The 16,722-nt window shown below is 38.0% G+C and carries 18 protein-coding genes and 1 tRNA gene; 14 read left to right on the plus strand and 5 right to left on the minus strand.

Features of this window, described 5'->3' with window-relative positions:
• Positions 1-44 precede the first annotated feature (44 nt).
• Positions 45-1,121, plus strand: coding sequence for a COX15/CtaA family protein (locus T429_RS0104105; protein ID WP_244548679.1), 1,077 nt, complete (start codon positions 45-47; stop codon positions 1,119-1,121).
• Between the two features lie 21 nt (positions 1,122-1,142).
• Here T429_RS0104105 and argC read toward each other — a convergent pair whose 3' ends face one another.
• Positions 1,143-2,075: an N-acetyl-gamma-glutamyl-phosphate reductase gene (gene argC, locus T429_RS0104110; RefSeq protein WP_005773465.1), complete on the minus strand. Its 933-nt coding sequence runs from the start codon at positions 2,073-2,075 to the stop codon at positions 1,143-1,145.
• A gap of 339 nt (positions 2,076-2,414) precedes the next feature.
• Here argC and glyA point away from each other — a divergent pair, with 339 nt between their 5' ends.
• The 6 genes from glyA to nusB all read left to right on the plus strand — a co-directional run bounded on the left by glyA (position 2,415) and on the right by nusB (position 6,950).
• Positions 2,415-3,728 (plus strand): serine hydroxymethyltransferase, encoded by a 1,314-nt coding sequence (glyA, locus tag T429_RS0104115; RefSeq protein ID WP_005775133.1) that lies wholly within the window; start codon positions 2,415-2,417, stop codon positions 3,726-3,728.
• Positions 3,729-3,738: 10 nt separating this feature from the next.
• Positions 3,739-4,221 (plus strand): transcriptional regulator NrdR, encoded by a 483-nt coding sequence (nrdR, locus tag T429_RS0104120; protein ID WP_005773467.1) that lies wholly within the window; start codon positions 3,739-3,741, stop codon positions 4,219-4,221.
• Positions 4,214-5,341: a bifunctional diaminohydroxyphosphoribosylaminopyrimidine deaminase/5-amino-6-(5-phosphoribosylamino)uracil reductase RibD gene (gene ribD / locus T429_RS0104125; protein WP_005773468.1), complete on the plus strand. Its 1,128-nt coding sequence runs from the start codon at positions 4,214-4,216 to the stop codon at positions 5,339-5,341. Before nrdR ends, ribD begins: the two co-directional genes overlap by 8 nt.
• Positions 5,323-5,940: a riboflavin synthase gene (locus tag T429_RS0104130; protein WP_005773470.1), complete on the plus strand. Its 618-nt coding sequence runs from the start codon at positions 5,323-5,325 to the stop codon at positions 5,938-5,940. Before ribD ends, T429_RS0104130 begins: the two co-directional genes overlap by 19 nt.
• Positions 5,941-6,021: 81 nt before the next feature.
• The gene (locus tag T429_RS0104135; protein ID WP_005773471.1) at positions 6,022-6,477 is read left to right on the plus strand and encodes a 6,7-dimethyl-8-ribityllumazine synthase; all 456 of its coding nucleotides are present in this window, start codon (positions 6,022-6,024) and stop codon (positions 6,475-6,477) included.
• Positions 6,478-6,479: 2 nt separating this feature from the next.
• On the plus strand, positions 6,480-6,950 hold the full coding sequence (gene nusB / locus T429_RS0104140; protein WP_005773472.1) for a transcription antitermination factor NusB: 471 nt from the start codon (positions 6,480-6,482) through the stop codon (positions 6,948-6,950).
• 77 nt (positions 6,951-7,027) lie between these two features.
• Here nusB and T429_RS0104145 read toward each other — a convergent pair whose 3' ends face one another.
• The gene (locus T429_RS0104145) at positions 7,028-7,507 is read right to left on the minus strand and encodes an outer membrane protein assembly factor BamE (protein ID WP_005773473.1); all 480 of its coding nucleotides are present in this window, start codon (positions 7,505-7,507) and stop codon (positions 7,028-7,030) included.
• 222 nt (positions 7,508-7,729) lie between these two features.
• On the opposite strand from T429_RS0104145, the gene T429_RS0104150 reads away from it, so the two are divergent.
• The 5 genes from T429_RS0104150 to T429_RS0104170 all read left to right on the plus strand — a co-directional run bounded on the left by T429_RS0104150 (position 7,730) and on the right by T429_RS0104170 (position 11,617).
• Positions 7,730-8,287 (plus strand): YceD family protein, encoded by a 558-nt coding sequence (locus T429_RS0104150; protein ID WP_005773474.1) that lies wholly within the window; start codon positions 7,730-7,732, stop codon positions 8,285-8,287.
• A 156-nt stretch (positions 8,288-8,443) separates the two neighbouring features.
• Positions 8,444-9,508 carry a phosphate acyltransferase PlsX gene (gene plsX, locus T429_RS0104155; RefSeq protein WP_005773475.1) on the plus strand — a complete coding sequence of 355 codons (1,065 nt, stop codon included), beginning with the start codon at positions 8,444-8,446 and terminating at the stop codon, positions 9,506-9,508.
• A 55-nt stretch (positions 9,509-9,563) separates the two neighbouring features.
• Positions 9,564-10,538 (plus strand): beta-ketoacyl-ACP synthase III, encoded by a 975-nt coding sequence (locus T429_RS0104160; RefSeq protein ID WP_005773476.1) that lies wholly within the window; start codon positions 9,564-9,566, stop codon positions 10,536-10,538.
• 77 nt (positions 10,539-10,615) lie between these two features.
• Positions 10,616-10,939 carry an integration host factor subunit alpha gene (locus T429_RS0104165; protein ID WP_005773477.1) on the plus strand — a complete coding sequence of 108 codons (324 nt, stop codon included), beginning with the start codon at positions 10,616-10,618 and terminating at the stop codon, positions 10,937-10,939.
• A gap of 174 nt (positions 10,940-11,113) precedes the next feature.
• A complete protein-coding gene (locus tag T429_RS0104170; protein ID WP_005773478.1) occupies positions 11,114-11,617 on the plus strand; it encodes a MerR family transcriptional regulator in 504 nt (167 codons plus the stop codon).
• 1,064 nt (positions 11,618-12,681) lie between these two features.
• Here T429_RS0104170 and thrS read toward each other — a convergent pair.
• The 3 genes from thrS to T429_RS0104185 all read right to left on the minus strand — a co-directional run bounded on the left by thrS (position 12,682) and on the right by T429_RS0104185 (position 15,549).
• The gene (gene thrS, locus T429_RS0104175) at positions 12,682-14,658 is read right to left on the minus strand and encodes a threonine--tRNA ligase (protein WP_005775130.1); all 1,977 of its coding nucleotides are present in this window, start codon (positions 14,656-14,658) and stop codon (positions 12,682-12,684) included.
• A gap of 112 nt (positions 14,659-14,770) precedes the next feature.
• Positions 14,771-15,121, minus strand: coding sequence for a membrane protein insertion efficiency factor YidD (gene yidD, locus T429_RS0104180; protein WP_026500876.1), 351 nt, complete (start codon positions 15,119-15,121; stop codon positions 14,771-14,773).
• A complete protein-coding gene (locus tag T429_RS0104185; protein ID WP_005775128.1) occupies positions 15,088-15,549 on the minus strand; it encodes an iron-sulfur cluster assembly scaffold protein in 462 nt (153 codons plus the stop codon). The genes yidD and T429_RS0104185 overlap by 34 nt, the downstream gene beginning before the upstream one ends.
• 125 nt (positions 15,550-15,674) lie before the next feature.
• Between T429_RS0104185 and folE the strand changes: the two genes are divergently transcribed.
• Together folE and T429_RS0104195 are read left to right on the plus strand one after the other, a co-directional pair.
• Complete coding sequence (folE, locus tag T429_RS0104190; protein WP_005775127.1) at positions 15,675-16,298, plus strand: GTP cyclohydrolase I FolE; 624 nt, start codon at positions 15,675-15,677, stop codon at positions 16,296-16,298.
• A gap of 136 nt (positions 16,299-16,434) precedes the next feature.
• Positions 16,435-16,519: transfer RNA gene (locus T429_RS0104195), tRNA-Leu, on the plus strand.
• Positions 16,520-16,722 lie beyond the last annotated feature (203 nt).

The following is a 16,722-nucleotide window of genomic DNA, read 5'->3' on the forward strand; positions in this document are numbered from 1 at the left end:
TTAGAAATGCATTGTAGTTGGAGAGAAGCGTGGGGCAATCAGAGATGGCAGTAAAAAGATTAAACGATAACTTTTTAACACCTGTGCAAAAGAGAAATCGAAAGCAAATTCAGGTGTGGCTTTACTCTATTTTATTGCTTTGCTTAGCAATTGTTTTGGTAGGGGGAGCAACCCGTTTGACGGGATCAGGATTATCAATAACGGAATGGAAGCCAATTCATGGCGTTATACCACCGATTGGTGAGGATCAATGGCAAGAGGAATTTTTAAAGTATCAACAAATAGCGCAGTATAAATTGCTTAATTCTGATATGACTTTAAGTGCTTTTAAGGTTATTTTTTGGTGGGAATGGGCGCACCGTGTTCTTGGGCGTCTTGTTGGTCTTGTCGCTTTATTGGGATTAATTTGGTTTTGGGTGACGAAGCGTATTGAAAAAAATATTTTACTCCCGCTTATTGTTGTGCCGATCCTTATCGCCTTTCAAGGCTTTATTGGTTGGTGGATGGTCGCTTCAGGGATTGGGCAAAGTAATCTAACAAGTGTGAGCCAATATCGTTTGGCATTTCATCTTATAACGGCATGTTTGGTTATTATTTTTGTTACTTATTTATCTCGCGGACTTGCAGAATATTCAGAAAAACCAACCAATCAAAAGGTGCAATATTTTGCAGCTTGGCTCGTTATTTTCGTCTTGATAGAGATTTATTTGGGGGCTTTGGTTGCAGGGCTTCACGCTGGAAAAGTCTATAATACATGGCCTCTTATGGATGGTCAGATTATTCCTGATGGATTGTTGCAGCATCGTCCTTTTTGGCTTAATTTATTCGAAAATCCCTTAACGGTTCAATTTATTCACCGGTTTTTTGCTTATTTTTTATTTATTGTCTCGGCTCTTCATGCTTTCTATGTACAAAAAAATGTTCCACATTCAACGCACTCTCGTCGGGCATTCCTTATCTGTGTTATGATCATTATCCAAGCACTTTTAGGTATCTTGACACTGTTACATGAGGTTCCGATAAGTTTAGGGCTGATTCATCAAAGTATGGCATTAGCCGTGTTATGTTTTGCAGTTGCACACTGGCGAGCAACAAAAGGGGCATATCGCGTTGCTGAATAAAAGTTTATATCAAGATGGCGTTTAATTAACTGAAAGCATTAAATCGAGATTTTGGATAGCAGCAGCTGATGCGCCTTTTCCTAAATTATCGAAGAGGGCACAGAGATTAAAAATTCCTTCGCGATCGTTTCCAAATACGAACAGTTTCATACCATCTTTATTGGCAAAACATTCTGGATTCAGTCTTTGAAGAGAAGCCGTTTCATCTTGTGATGCCACTGAAATGATGTTTTGTCCATCGTAATGGTTTGCAAGAATTTCACGCAGATCAGAACAGTTTGCTGATTTTGTGAATAAATGGCGGTGTAGTGGAAGATTCACAATCATTCCTTGAGGAAAACGACCAACACTGGGCATAAAAAGCGGCGTTTGATTAATTTGTCCATGGAGTTTAATTTCTGGCACATGTTTGTGTTCAAGATTAAGGCCATAGATAAAATAATTTTCCTGAATATTTTCTTGAGATTGATTTTCCATTTGGGTAATCAATTGTTTTCCACCACCGGTATAGCCGGAGATTGCATAAATAGAGATGGGATAGTCTGCATCTAGCAATCCTGCTTCGCGAAGGGGGCGAATCAAGCTAATGGCACCGGTAGGATAACATCCAGGATTAGAGACGTAATGGGCTGCTTGAATGCGTTTTCTTTGACCTGCTGTCATTTCAGGAAAACCGTAGACCCAGTTTGGCGCAACACGGTGAGCTGATGAGCTATCAATAACCCTAATGTTTTTATTCTTTTTTAGCCAATGAACAGTTTTACGTGCTGCATCATCTGGAAGACATAAAATGGCAATATCCGTTTGAGTAAGATAGTCTTGTCGCAGATGAACATTATGGCGATCCTTATGAGCAAGAGAGAGCAGTTTTAAATCTGTACGTTTCTCTAAACGCTTTTGTATTTGTAGCCCAGTTGTGCCGTGTTCACCATCAATAAAAACTTTGGTTACCATTCTTAACTTGCCTTGTATTAATTTTCCCTACGATATCCAGCTTTTCTCATTATAATTTATTTTAAATCATTACCAACTTAAATCATAATCATTAACTTCTTGAATTTCTTTAGGTTATAGATATTTTTTATAAAAGCTATCGATAAGCGCGTAAAAGAAGAAACTTAACTTCATTTTTCACTTGTCTTATGAGCGAAGTTTTTTACTGTTTCTATGCGCGCAATAAGATAGATATTTGTATCAGTATTTTTGAGTGTAAGTGGTTTAAAATGTTTGGTTTGCGTGGTTTGCTGTGTTATCGTTTAGTGACTTTATTTTTTAATGTTAGGAATGTGTTTTATGACTCAGCAAGAAAATGACGCACAAAAGCGCTTTTTTAATGATAATTTACAGACAGTTGATGGTGCAATTTTTAATGCCATTAGAGGGGAATTTGAGCGGCAACAACATGAAATTGAGCTGATTGCCTCAGAGAATATTGTTTCAAGAGCAGTTCTTGAAGCACAGGGGTCTGTTTTAACCAATAAATATGCAGAGGGTTATCCAAGAAAGCGTTACTATGGCGGGTGTCAATTTGTCGATGTTGTTGAGGATTTAGCTATTGAAAGAGCAAAACAGCTTTTTGGTGCTGCTTTTGCCAATGTGCAACCTAATTCTGGTAGCCAAATGAATCAAGCTGTCTTTCTGGCGTTACTCCAGCCTGGTGATACATTTATGGGATTGGATTTAAATGCTGGTGGTCACCTTACACATGGTTCGTCTGTCAATATGTCAGGAAAATGGTTCGATGTTGTTTCCTATGGTGTGCGTCTGGAAGATCAGATTATTGATATGGATGAGGTTGAGCGGCTTGCGAAAGAACGTAAGCCAAAGCTTATTATCGCAGGGGGCTCATCTTATCCTCGATTCTGGGATTGGAAACGATTCCGTGAAATTGCAGATGAGATCGGTGCTCATCTCCTTGTTGATATGTCTCATATTGCTGGTCTTGTTGCTGGTGGTGTGCATCCTTCCCCTGTTCCCCATGCGCATATTGTAACGACGACAACACATAAATCACTTCGAGGTCCTCGAGGTGGTTTGATATTGACGAATGATGAGGCTTTATCCAGAAAAATTAATTCTGCTATTTTCCCTGGTCTTCAAGGGGGGCCTTTAATGCATGTGATTGCGGCAAAGGCTGTGGCATTTGAGGAGGCCTTACATCCTTCTTTCAAGAGTTACACTTCTAATGTTGTCGCTAATGCAAAAATTTTAGCAAAAACATTACAGGATAATGGTTTTAATATTGTGTCTGGCGGTACAGATAATCATTTATTGTTGGTTGATTTACGTTCGAAAAATCTAACAGGAAAACGTGCAGAATTGGCTTTGGGGCGCGCTCATATGACCTGCAATAAAAATGGCATTCCTTTTGATCCTGAAACGCCATCTATAACATCGGGAATTCGTTTGGGATCACCTGCTGCCACAACCCGTGGTTTTTTAGAAAAAGAGTTTACACAAGTTGGTCATCTGATTTCAGAAGTCCTTGATGGCCTTCGAAATGCAAAAAGTGATGAAGATAATTATGCCGTTGAAATGGCTGTTAAGAAAAAGGTGGAAGATATGACGAATCAATTTCCTCTTTATTCTTACCTTAGCATGCGTTAAGGATAAAAAAATGCGCTGTCCTTACTGTCAATATGAGGATACACAGGTAAAAGACTCACGTCCAGCAGAAGAGGGGGCGGTGATTCGACGCCGTCGTGTGTGTTCCGTTTGCGGTGGTCGTTTTACAACTTTTGAACGTGTTCAATTGCGTGAGCTTTTGGTTACTAAAAAAAGTGGACGATGTGAGCCATTTGATCGTGATAAATTAATGCGATCGGTTGATGTGGCTGTACGAAAGCGCAATATTGATCCTGATCGTATTGAACGAGCAATCTCTGGCATTGTACGCCAGCTTGAGAGTTTGGGGGAACCAGAGGTTGCTTCAGAAAAAATTGGGCATCTTGTGATGGAAGCATTAAAAAGAATTGATGATATTGCTTATATCCGTTTTGCTTCTGTATATCGAGATTTTCGTAGTGCAAGCGATTTTCACGATATTATCGATGAGTTGTCAAAGACTGTAGCGGATACAGAATCTCGTTTTAATGAATAAAAAAGTGCAAGATGAACGGTTTATGGCTGCCGCTATCCGTTTAGCAGAGCGCCATGTGGGGCTTACAGGTGAGAATCCTTCCGTGGGTACGCTAATTGTGCAAAATGATGGCGGTACGGGGCCATTTATTGTGGGCTATGGTGTAACAGCTCTTCATGGGAGGCCTCATGCGGAAGTGCAAGCTTTACGCATGGCTGGCTCTTTGGCTCAAGGAGCAACTGCCTATGTTACTTTAGAACCTTGCGCACATTATGGAAAAACTTCTCCGTGTGTTAATGTACTTATTGATTCAGGTATTTCCCGCGTTGTTGTTGCTCTGACCGATTGTGACAAGCGTGTGGATGGTCGTGGTCTTGCTCTTTTGCGTGCGGCGGGTGTTGAAGTCGTTGAGGGTATTTTAGCTGAAGAGGCTTTTGAAGCTTTATGGACACATTGGTGTATAAGAAAGTTGCAACGTTGTGCTGTCACTTTTAAAATGGCAATTTCTGCCGATAATAGCGTGGGAAAAAGAAAGGAGGGGGGAATAAAAATTAGTGGAACGCTTTCCCATACCCATACGCATATTCTACGGGCTCAAAACAATGCTATTCTCGTTGGTATTGGGACTATATTAGCCGATGATCCACAACTCAATTGCCGCTTGCCAGGAATGGAAATGCGCTCGCCAATTCGTATTATTTTGGATGCAGATTTATCTATCCCTCTTGATGCGAAAGTTGTCCAAACAGCCATAAAAACTCCTACGTGGGTTATTTGTAATGGGGATCTTTCAAAGAAAAACAAAAAAAACGCATTGGAGCACTATGGTGTGTCTGTTTATTCCGTAGAGATGAATAATGGTTTTGTAGACCCCTTTGTTCTTTTACAGATGCTTTATAAACAGGGGATTAATAGTGTTTTACTGGAAGGGGGCGTAAAGACAGGAGAACAGTTTTTGAATGCTGGTTGTGTTGATCATTTGATATGTTTTTATAGTCCCGTTGTTTTAGGAAAAAAAGGAATTACAGCCCCTCATTTTGAAAATTATCTCTCGCAATTTCGTGAGATTGAGACAAAAATGTTTGGAAATGACCGTTTTTATAAATGGAGACGTAAGACATTATGTTCACAGGAATTATAACCGATATCGGTTGTGTTGAAGATGTTCAATTTTTAAAGCAGGGGATGCGTGTAAAGATTTCTACACGCTATGCTATAGAAAGCTTAGCAATTGGTGCGTCAATTGCGTGTTCAGGAATTTGTCTGACAGTTGTGGAACGAGGTTTTAAACAAGAAGATTTCAATTGGTTTGTTGTTGAGGCGTGGGAAGAAACATTACGTTTAACAAATCTTGCCCAATGGAAAAAAGGAACTTTTGTTAATTTAGAGCGTTCGCTTCGATTGGGTGATGAGATGGGAGGGCATTTGGTTTCTGGTCATATTGATGGCTTGGCTGAAATCATTGAACAAAAAAATGAAGGGGATGCAATTCGTTTTTATTTAAAAGTTTCAAGACAATTTATGCCTTTCATTGTATCTAAGGGATCAGTTGCTCTTAATGGGACATCTTTGACGGTTAATAGTGTGGAGGATTGCGTTTTTGATGTTCTTATTATTCGCCATACACTTGAAGTGACAACATGGGGAGAAGCTAAAATTGGAGATTGGGTCAATTTGGAAATTGACCAACTTGCTCGTTATGCTGCTAAGCTTTTTTCTTTTAAAAGAGACGATGAATAAGCTACAATTCTATTGATCGTTTTTAGAATTTTATGCTCTATATTTTTGATTTTTTTGATTCGTTTTTTATGGAATTTCATTATGATGAAAGAGATACGTAAAAAGCCTCACGTATTGATTGTTGAAGCACGTTTTTATGAAGAGATTTCTGATGCGCTTTTGAAAGGTGCGGTGAGTGCTTTGCAAAAAGCTGAAGCAAGTTATGATATTATAACAGTTCCAGGAGCCTTAGAAATACCAGCTGCAATAGCTTTTGCTGAACAAAATAAAATATCTTATGATGGTTATGTTGCACTGGGTTGTGTTATTCGGGGGGAGACATATCACTTTGAAATTGTTGCCAACGATTCTTGTCGGGCCTTGATGGATTTAACTATTCATAAGCACTTAGCTATTGGAAATGGTATTTTAACTGTTGAAAATAAAGAGCAAGCATGGGTACGCGCAAAACAAGATAGCAAAAATAAAGGTGGTTTTGCAGCTGAAGCTGCTTTATGTATGATCGCTCTAAAACAGAGATTTGGAGATAATCGTTAAGTATGGCTGATATAAAAAGCAGACATTTTCCGCGTTCAGCCAATAAACGTGGAGCAGCAAGACTCGCTGCGGTTCAGGCTCTCTATCAAATGGATATCGTGGGTTCGGGAGTGATGGAAACGGCTGCGGAGTATGAGGCTTATCGTTTGGGAAAAGATATTGATGGAAACCAGTATCTTGAAGCTGATTTTCAATGGTTTTTGGCAATTATAACGGGTGTTGTAAAAGACCAAAAGCAGCTTGATCCTCTGCTTCATCAACAGCTTTCTGCAGAATGGTCTCTTTCACGTCTTGATTCCATATTGCGAGCAATTTTACGAGCCGCTTTGTGGGAGCTGATCAACCGTAAAGATGTTCCTGTTGCGGTCGTCATGAATGAATATGTTGATATAGCTAAAGCGTTTTTTGAAGGGGATGAGCCAAAACTTGTTAATGCCGTTCTTGACAGTATGGCAAAAAAAATCCGCTCTTAATGATGATATTTTCTCATATGATGAGGTCTGATAATATCAGACGTCATCATATTGGAACGATAAGCGGACGATATCTTCTACCTAGGGGGTGGTAGATTCGCAGGGCCTTTTATAATTTGAATTAAGAAGGGATGTTCTTTTGTTAATGTTGGTGTTGTTTGCGTAATGAAATCAAATACTTGACCGTCTTGTAGACCATAGTGAGCAACTTTTGTAACCTGATTGTTTTTATTGAAGTAAATAGCTAAAACTTTGCGGTCAATAATCTTTGTTTTCATAAACTGCATCCCACGATAACGTGTTTGTGAGATGTAATAAAAGACTTCATTATCATATTTTGTTTTTAATGAAGGGGTTCCTAAAGTTAAAAGAACTTGCTCTTGACTTGAGCCAATAGAAATAGAACTCAGAGCATTTTTATCAAGAATATAACCCTCTCTATAAATTTGGCTTGATCCTGAAGAATCGAGAAGACTACAACCCGCAAGTGTTACGATGCTTGCTATTGATAAACCAACCAACAATTTGCGTTTGATTAAGGCTATTATGTGAGGCATTTGAAACAATGATATCTCCTTTATACTGAGATGCGCGACAAGAAGGCAACCTCAAGTTTTTTCTAATTTTAGTTTAATCTACCGTAGCTTACATTGAGTTTCCCTGTTATAAGACGAATTATGCCATATAGAATTTCTTTAGAAAAGAAAAAAATGAATGAAATATACTTGAGCTAAATAAAAGTACTGTGCTTTATAGATTTTCATGTTTGGGAGTTGTCAATGAATGTTCAAAATATTTCTCAGATGGCATTTGCTTTGGCCTATCCAATATCCGTCCGTTCTCTTCCTGCTAAAGGGATAAGAGTTCATCTTTGTGCAAACAAAAAAGAATGTACACATTTAGCTCAAAACCATGATTTAGTTGAGGTAAAATCTTGTGAGGGAAAATTCCATATTCTTCCGTGGAAAAAACGCGGTGTGCGTATAAAAGGTTTGTTGCAAGCGCATATAATACAGTTATGTGTTGTTACATTAGAACCCTTAGAAGATATTCTTCGTGAAAATATTGAGGTTGTTTTTGTTCCCGAAGATTCAAATTTAACGAAGCCCAAAATATCAGAAGATACACGAGAATTGTTTTTAGATGTAGAAGGGCTTGATACACCGGAAGTATTTTATAATGATCGAATTGATATTGGTGCAATCATGGAAGAGTTTTTTGAGTTGTCTATTAATCATTATCCACGTAAAGAGGGGATAAAAATGCATGTGGTTAAAAATTTAGAAGAAGCAGAGCAAAAGTTTTCGCCATTTTCTGTTTTGAAAAGTTGGAAGTAATTGTAAAAAAATAAAAAAATTATCTATTGTATGCTATGATAAAAACGATATTTTCTGCGGAGCTGTTTTCGCAAAATATGTTTTATGAGTGTTTAGTCACCCAAAATCATAATATGCATTTAAAAATGTAAATGAAAAGATGTGGGATATGAAAGCGTGATTAGAATTTCTGTGGATGTTATGGGTGGTGATTACGGTCCAGAAGCAGCTATTGCAGGAGCAGCAATTGTCCAAAAATATTTATCAGATGTTTATTTTCTGTTTTATGGGATAGAGGAGGTCGTTCGTCCGGTTTTAAAAAAATATCCCCGTTTGGATTCTGTATCGCGCTTTTATCCTACAGAAAGTTATACACGCATGGATGAAAAACCAAGCCAAGCCCTTCGCAATGGACGTGGTAAATCATCAATGTGGTATGCCATTGAAGCGGTAAAAAATGGTGAAGCTGATGCTTGCGTTTCTGCTGGTAATACGGGGGCGCTTATGGCCATGTCTTATTTTTGTTTAAAAATGTTGGCAGAGGCTGAACGTCCTGGTATTGCAGGTATCTGGCCAACCCTTCGCAGGGAGAGTATCGTTTTAGATATTGGAGCGACGATTGGTGCATCTGCTCGTCAATTGGTTGATTTGGCAGTTATGGGAGCGGGGATGTTTCGCGCTTTATATCATATTGAAAAACCAAGTGTTGGACTTTTAAATGTGGGGGTGGAAGAGGTTAAAGGACTTTATGAAATAAAAAAAGCAGGCATGATATTGCGTGAAGTGCAATTAGAAGGATTGGAATATAAAGGATTTGTTGAGGGCAATGATATTGGAAAAGGGACAGTCGATGTTGTTGTAACAGAGGGGTTTTCTGGTAATATTGCTTTAAAAACTGCAGAAGGAACAGCGCGACAGATAGCAGAGATTTTAAATTCTGCTTTGCGCAGTTCTTTTTTAACATCTCTTGGTTATTTTTTATCGCGGGGGGCTTTTCGTACACTGAAAAATAAAATGGATCCCGATAGGGTGAATGGAGGCGTGCTTTTAGGTTTAAATGGTGTGGTCATAAAAAGTCATGGCAGCGCTAATGCTAATGGCTTTGCTTCTGCTATTCGTGTTGGTTATGAAATGGTTAATAATGAACTTTTACAAAAAATAACGGCTGATTTACGGCGGTTTCATGAGAATAAAGATACACTTTTTGATCAGGAAGATGAAGTGGTGATGAGTGGAGAATGATTATGATGAGCTCTTATAATGGAAATAAAAAGTCTGAAGAAAAGGTGAGAGCTGAATGATTCGATCAATTATACGTGGTGTAGGAAGTGCTTTGCCGAAAAGAAGTTTATCAAATGATGAGATTGCAAAGTTTGTTGAAACGTCAGATTCATGGATTGTTCAACGTACAGGAATACATCAACGTTATATTGCCAATGAAAATGAAACAACGGTTTCTTTAGGCGTTGAAGCTGCGCAAGCAGCTCTTATAAATGCTGGTCTTACAATAAAGGATATTGATTGTATTATTTTAGCAACCTCAACGCCAAATCGTACGTTTCCTGCTTCTGCTGTTGAAATTCAGTATGCTTTGGGAATGAGCCATGGATTTGCTTTTGATATTCAAGCTGTTTGCTCTGGTTTTATTTTTGCTTTAACAACAGGAGATTCTTATTTACGCTGTGGAGCCGCTAAAAGAATTTTAGTGATTGGGTCCGATACATTTTCTCGAATTTTAGATTGGGAAGACCGTACAACATGTGTTTTGTTTGGTGATGGTGCGGGGGCTGCTGTTTTGGAAGCGCAAGAAGTTGAAAGGCAAGGTGCTTTTGAGCGTGGTATATTGTCTGCGAAATTGCGTTCTGATGGTGCTTATATCGATAAGTTGTATGTTGATGGTGGACCTTCAACAACACAAACGACAGGTTATTTGCGTATGGAAGGACGAGAAGTTTTTAAATATGCTGTTGGTATGATAACGGATGTGGTTGATGATTGTTTTGCAGCTGCAGGTATAGATTCTTCACAACTCGATTGGTTTGTCCCTCACCAGGCTAATAAGCGCATTATTGAAGCATCTGCTAAAAAGCTGAAAATTTCACCAGATAAAGTTGTGATTACCATTAATCAACACGGTAATACGTCTGCAGCATCCGTTCCGTTGGCTTTAACAACAGCTCTTTACGATGGAAGGATAAAGAAAGGAGATCTTATCATGTTAGAAGCCATGGGAGGTGGATTTACATGGGGAGCAATTCTTATTCGTTGGTAAATGATGGTTACTTGACCATATTTGAATAAAACGTATAAGTCATTTTGTAATTTTTAATATTTTAATAGGTGGTTATAATGACAAGTAAGACAGTAACGCGTGCAGACTTAGCGAGCGTAGTTTGTAAAAAAGTGGGCTTGTCACATACTGAATCAGCAGCTTTGGTCGAATTGGTTTTGGATGAGATTTGCAACTCACTTGTAAGAGGTGAAGCGGTTAAATTATCTTCTTTTGCAACTTTTCAGGTTCGCAGTAAGAATGAACGTATTGGACGCAATCCCAAAACAGGTGTTGAAGCACCTATTCCGCCGCGACGTGTTGTGACGTTTAAGGCTGCAAATATCCTTAAACAGAGAATTTTAGATTCGCATCGAGCTAGACAGAAAAATAATCTCTCATAAATAAATGCCGTGATAATGTTTGGTATTTGTTAAAAAATGTATAAAATAAAGACTTATTAAAAAAGCTGTTTAGTAAGTAGTCGAGGTCCTATTTTTGACTAATCTTGTTGAGAAATTGAGACGTAATGAATCATTATCAAATTATTTGTCGTGTTTTAGATAAGGTGTTGCAAAATGGATAAAAGCTCTGATGCTTTTCGCACAATTAGCGAAGTAGCCGAATTATTGGAGCTTCCGCAGCATGTTTTGAGATTCTGGGAAACACGTTTTAGGCAGATTAAACCGATGAAACGTGGGGGAGGAAGGCGTTACTATCGTCCAGTCGACGTTGATTTGCTCAATGGTATTAAGCAGTTATTGTACGATCAGGGTTATACGATAAAAGGTGTGCAGCGCCTTTTGAAAGAAAATGGTGTTGCTTTTGTGACTGCATTTGGTAATGGCGATCTTGATGCTATGAATGTCGTCATAGAGAAAAAACATGCCGGGCAAACTTTTGAAAATACGAGCAATAAACCTAAAAAGTCTTCTTTTGGACTTTTGAGTTTCATGAGAAATGAGGGAGAGACCTCTGTTGGTTCTGTGAATCTGTACAAAGATAAAACCGATAAAGCATTGTTGCAAGAAATCCTGTTTGAACTCATTGAATGTAAGCGTGTTCTTGATAGAGCACGATAACAATAATGTTTTGCATTTTATATTGTGCTTCTTTTTTAGAAAAACATACGTTTTAAAAGTTTTTTATAAATCAATATCTAGCGTTTAGCGTCGCAAGGTATTGTGTGTAGATATTTAGACGCTTTATAAATGTGGCTCGAGATTTATTATGTTAACGAGCAACTCATATACCCGTGTGCATAGCTTACTATTTTTTTAGGAAGAGTTTTTAATTTGCTCAAATGTGAAGAGAGGAAAGAATGAACAGCAAATTTTGTCATTCTCCTTTGATTTAGCTTTATAATTCTCAAGAAAAGTAAAGTATATCTTCGTTGTGTAGATTGTGAGGTGCTTTTGTAGAGCGCTATTGAGTTATCAATTCACGTGCCTTATTTAAAGAGATTTTTCTTAAGGCTCTCAAGCCTATTTCACGACAGACTCCCTATAATGTTAAATTCCACTATTTTTACATTTGTGAAGGAGCAAGCTAGGCTTCATTACACACTTTGTCAGCCACCGAATGTTGTAAGACAAGCCCTTGGCACTTGAAACGGTTTAGACATTTTTTACTTTTTTATCCACACGAGCTTATCCTGTTTGTTATGTGCAAACGAATAATTTTAATTTCTGCAACATAAAACAGATTTAAAGTGAGAAAATTCTATGATGTTTGAGATTCTTTTTTTAATATAAATGAATATAGATCATCATTATAAATCAAATTATTATATTTATTTTATAAAGTCATCTCTTAATAAGATAATACATCATTATTCGACTAATTTACGTATTTATGATAATCTCATTTTTAGTTTTTTTCTTGATATTGATGTAATTATCGTAATGATCTATCCATGATCGTGGCGTTATCGTCCTATATCTATAATTTTTGTATTTAAATAACTTATAGCTTTTACATTCAATTTTTTCATCAACCTGCCTCGTAAAGTGTGATTACGTGATTTTTACTGATGATTGGTCATCATGTATAAACGTGAAAAACACGACACTATCAAGCCGTTTGATTTTGTACAAAAATTCACGATTTACAGTGAAAAATTAATGTCTTGCCATCTTGTATGATGTTATGCATTGATTACACGCTGTAAATCTGGAGGCGTGGCTTCATTTGAAAGTTGCTTAATTGCATCTTCTACAGATAAAAGGGTTTGATTTGGGCTTCCTAAGCGACGCATATTGACGCTGTTTGTTTCAGCTTCACGTTTGCCACAGACCAAAATGACGGGAACTTTTTGTAAAGAATGTTCTCGTATTTTATAGTTAATTTTTTCATTGCGGAGATCTATTGTTGCGGAAAGACCAGAAGCTTTAAGTCTTGCCGTTATTTTTTGGGCATATTCATTTGCTTCGGATGTAATTGTTGCGACAACAATTTGCTCAGGAGAAAGCCAAAGTGGCATATGTCCAGCAAAATTTTCGATTAATATACCAAGAAAACGCTCCATTGATCCAAAAATGGCGCGATGGATCATAACAGGCTGGCGTTTTTCTGAATCTTTATCAATATAGAATGCACCAAAACGTTCAGGAAGATTAAAGTCTAGTTGTGTTGTTCCACATTGCCATTCACGACCGATAGCATCCTTTAATGTATATTCAAATTTTGGACCATAAAAGGCTCCCTCACCTGGAAGGATGCTGGTTTTGATTTGTCCCGCAAATTTTGTTTCAATCGTTTTAAGGACAGATTCCATGATACTTTCTGCATGATCCCATAATGCATCAGATCCAACTCGTTTTTCTGGACGTGTTGAAAGCTTAAGGCTGATTTCTTTAAAACCAAAATCCGCATACGTTGATAAAATAAGGTCATTAATACTGAGACATTCATCGGCTAATTGTTCATCGGTACAAAAAATATGTGCATCGTCTTGTGTAAAACCACGCACACGCATCAGACCATGCAAAGAGCCTGAAGGCTCATAACGATGAACAAGACCAAACTCAGCAAGTCTAATAGGTAAATCACGATAAGATTTTAAACCATGTTTAAAAATTTGCACATGACCAGGACAATTCATTGGTTTAAGGGCATACACATTCCCATGGTCTGAATCTTCTGCGGCTGGAATTGCTTTGAACATGTTTTCCTTATACCAGCCCCAATGCCCCGATATTTCCCAAAGTGATCTATCGAGAACTTGTGGTGCATTTACTTCTGCATATTGGTGATCATCAAGGCGTCTACGCATATAGTTGATCAAATTTTGGAACATTTTCCAGCCTTTTTGGTGCCAAAAAATCATTCCTGGACCTTCTTCTTGAAAATGAAATAAGTCCATCTCGCGTCCTAAGCGGCGATGATCACGTTTTTCAGCTTCTTCTAGCATATGGAGGTAGGCTTTTAAGTCATTTTCATTTGCAAATGCTGTTCCATAAATTCTCGTGAGCATTGGATTATTGGCATCGCCACGCCAGTAAGCTCCTGCAACTTTCATTAATTTGAAAGCATTTCCAATTTGCCCTGTAGATTGCATGTGCGGTCCGCGACAAAGATCAAACCACTCTCCTTGATAATAGATTTTTAAATCTTGATTGTCCGGGATGCTATCAATAAGTTCAACTTTATAAAATTCCTTTTTCTCAGAAAAAACTCTTCTGGCTTTTTCACGAGACCAAATTTCTTTTCTAAAAGGTTTATTGCGTTGGATAATTTCACGCATTTTCTTTTCAATGATGGTGAGATCATCTAATGTGAAAGGTTGTTGGCGTGCAAAATCATAATAGAATCCATTCTCAATTACAGGACCTATTGTTACTTGCGTTTCAGGAAAAAGTTCTTGCACTGCTTCAGCAAGGACATGGGCGCAATCATGCCTTATGAGTTCAAGAGCCTGTGCATCTTCTCGGGTAATAATCTCTATTTGACCAGACTCTGCCAATGGATCTGATAGATCTCGCATGATGCCATCAAGACGATAGGCGACGGCTTTTTTTGCGAGTGATTTAGAAATGGATTCTGCTAATTCCAAGCCTGTCATTTCGGCGGGGTAATTACGTTTTGAACCATCGGGAAAAGAAAGAGAAATAGAGCAAGACATAAAAACACCCTTTTAATCCAATTCCGCCAACGATTGCGGATGGTTTCGTGAAAACTGAGTAAAAAGCTTATAGATTAACTCTTCTATCAATACATATGAAAAAAGAAAAGGATTATTTGGTGTGTTTTTCAGAAATTTTCCAGTAACGCCAAGGTTTATAAAAACAGCAAGAATTTCCCAGTGACGGAGGGACTGGATCAAAGCCATCTGTTCCAAAGGGACCACAACGTATGATACGAAAGAGCCCCATCCATGCACCAGCCCAAAGCCCATGGCGTGCGATCGCCTCATATATATATTCTGAACACGTTGGGGCGTGACGACACTGGTTGCCTATAAGACTCGAAAGTGTTATTTGATAGAAACGTATTAAGAAAATGCCCAGTAATCGTCCAGGTGTTTTTTGCCAAGCACCTGTGTAATTTCGAGTCATTTTTTTTTGTCGAAACTGTGATTTGAACATTTATTTTCTTCAATTTGTTGAATGCAGTCTATCGTTGCATCAAAGGGTAGTAGTGTTGCTGCATGGCGCACTTTATAATCTTTAATGGGCTGTAAGCAAGAAAAATCCTCAAAGGGAGCTTGAGGAGAAGGACCATCTTGGGTTAGCATTTGATAGATAACTTTACGTAATATTTTAAGATCTTGTGTTGTTTGTCCGATGATATGAGATGCTAAAAGTGATGCTGAGGCTTGCCCTAACACACATGCGTGTATTTCATGAGCAAAATCTATCACGATATGATCTTCCACTTTTAAGTCCACAGTGATTGTTGAGCCGCAAGGATGTGCCTGTTTTTTGGATGTTGCATCAGGATTATTAAGACGCCCAATTCTGCTTATATGTGCAGCATATTCAAGTATTTTATCACTATAGATATTATCACTCATGCGCTATTGCCTGAAATTTTGAGAGACGTGATTGTTTAAACTTTTAATTCGCTTATATAGAGATTATAAAAAATGAAATAGGTCTATAGCAAATGTTTTGTATAGAGTAAGGTTGGAGTTTTTGAATGCGTAATGGTGTTAAAAGAGGCGCAAAGGATTCTTTGTTATCTGAAAAAAAGCATCCGAGTCTTGAAGAGGTGGAAGAGGCGATTCGCACATTACTCTTATGGGTAGGGGAAAATCCAAGGAGGGAAGGGCTTTTAGAAACTCCAAAACGTATAGCCAAGGCATATCGCGAGCTTTTTAATGGTTATCATCAATCAGTTGAAGAAACATTAGGAACGGTTTTTGAAGAGGTTTCAGGATACAATGAAGCGGTAATCGTAAAAAATATACCTTTTTATTCGCACTGTGAACATCATATGATCCCGATTATTGGAAAAGCACACATAGGCTATCTTCCTGATGCAAAAATTGTTGGCCTTTCAAAAATTGCGCGTATTGTAGATATTTTTTCTCGTCGTTTACAAACACAAGAAGCGATGACAGCGCAAGTGGCTGATGCTTTAGAAATGCATCTGAAGCCTCGTGGTGTTGCTGTATTGATCGAAGCTGAGCACATGTGCATGGTTATGAGAGGAATCCAAAAGCAGGGATCTACAACAATTACAAAAAAATTTCATGGTTATTATGAAAAAGATCAAGCTGCACAAGCCCATTTTATGATGATGGTTCAAAGATCATCGTAACATCGGTATTTCTCATAATCTTTATTAAGTTATAAATCATCTGGATAAAATAAATTATGGGAAAGAAAAAATTGGCTTGTACCTTTCTTTCTGATTTGTTAAAGGCTGAAAATCAAAATTTTTTGCTTAATCACGTGCGGTCGTGGCGGAATTGGTAGACGCGCAGCGTTGAGGTCGCTGTGGGGCAACCCGTGGAAGTTCGAGTCTTCTCGACCGCACCATTGGCAATTAATTTCTCTGTAACGAGAAGAAGCTTTGCAGAGAAAGGGGGACTGCTGTGCGAGCTATAGAAAAATCTTTCCCATTATAGAAAAATCTTTCTTTGTATGTTATTTTGGGGCGTGTTCCTTATAACGTTTCATTTTTTATTCCTTTATCTTTGTATTTGAAATGTTATATTTTGTTATCGGATGAGGTGAAGTTG

This window comes from Bartonella elizabethae F9251 = ATCC 49927, from assembly GCF_000518165.1.
Taxonomy (GTDB): domain Bacteria; phylum Pseudomonadota; class Alphaproteobacteria; order Rhizobiales; family Rhizobiaceae; genus Bartonella; species Bartonella elizabethae.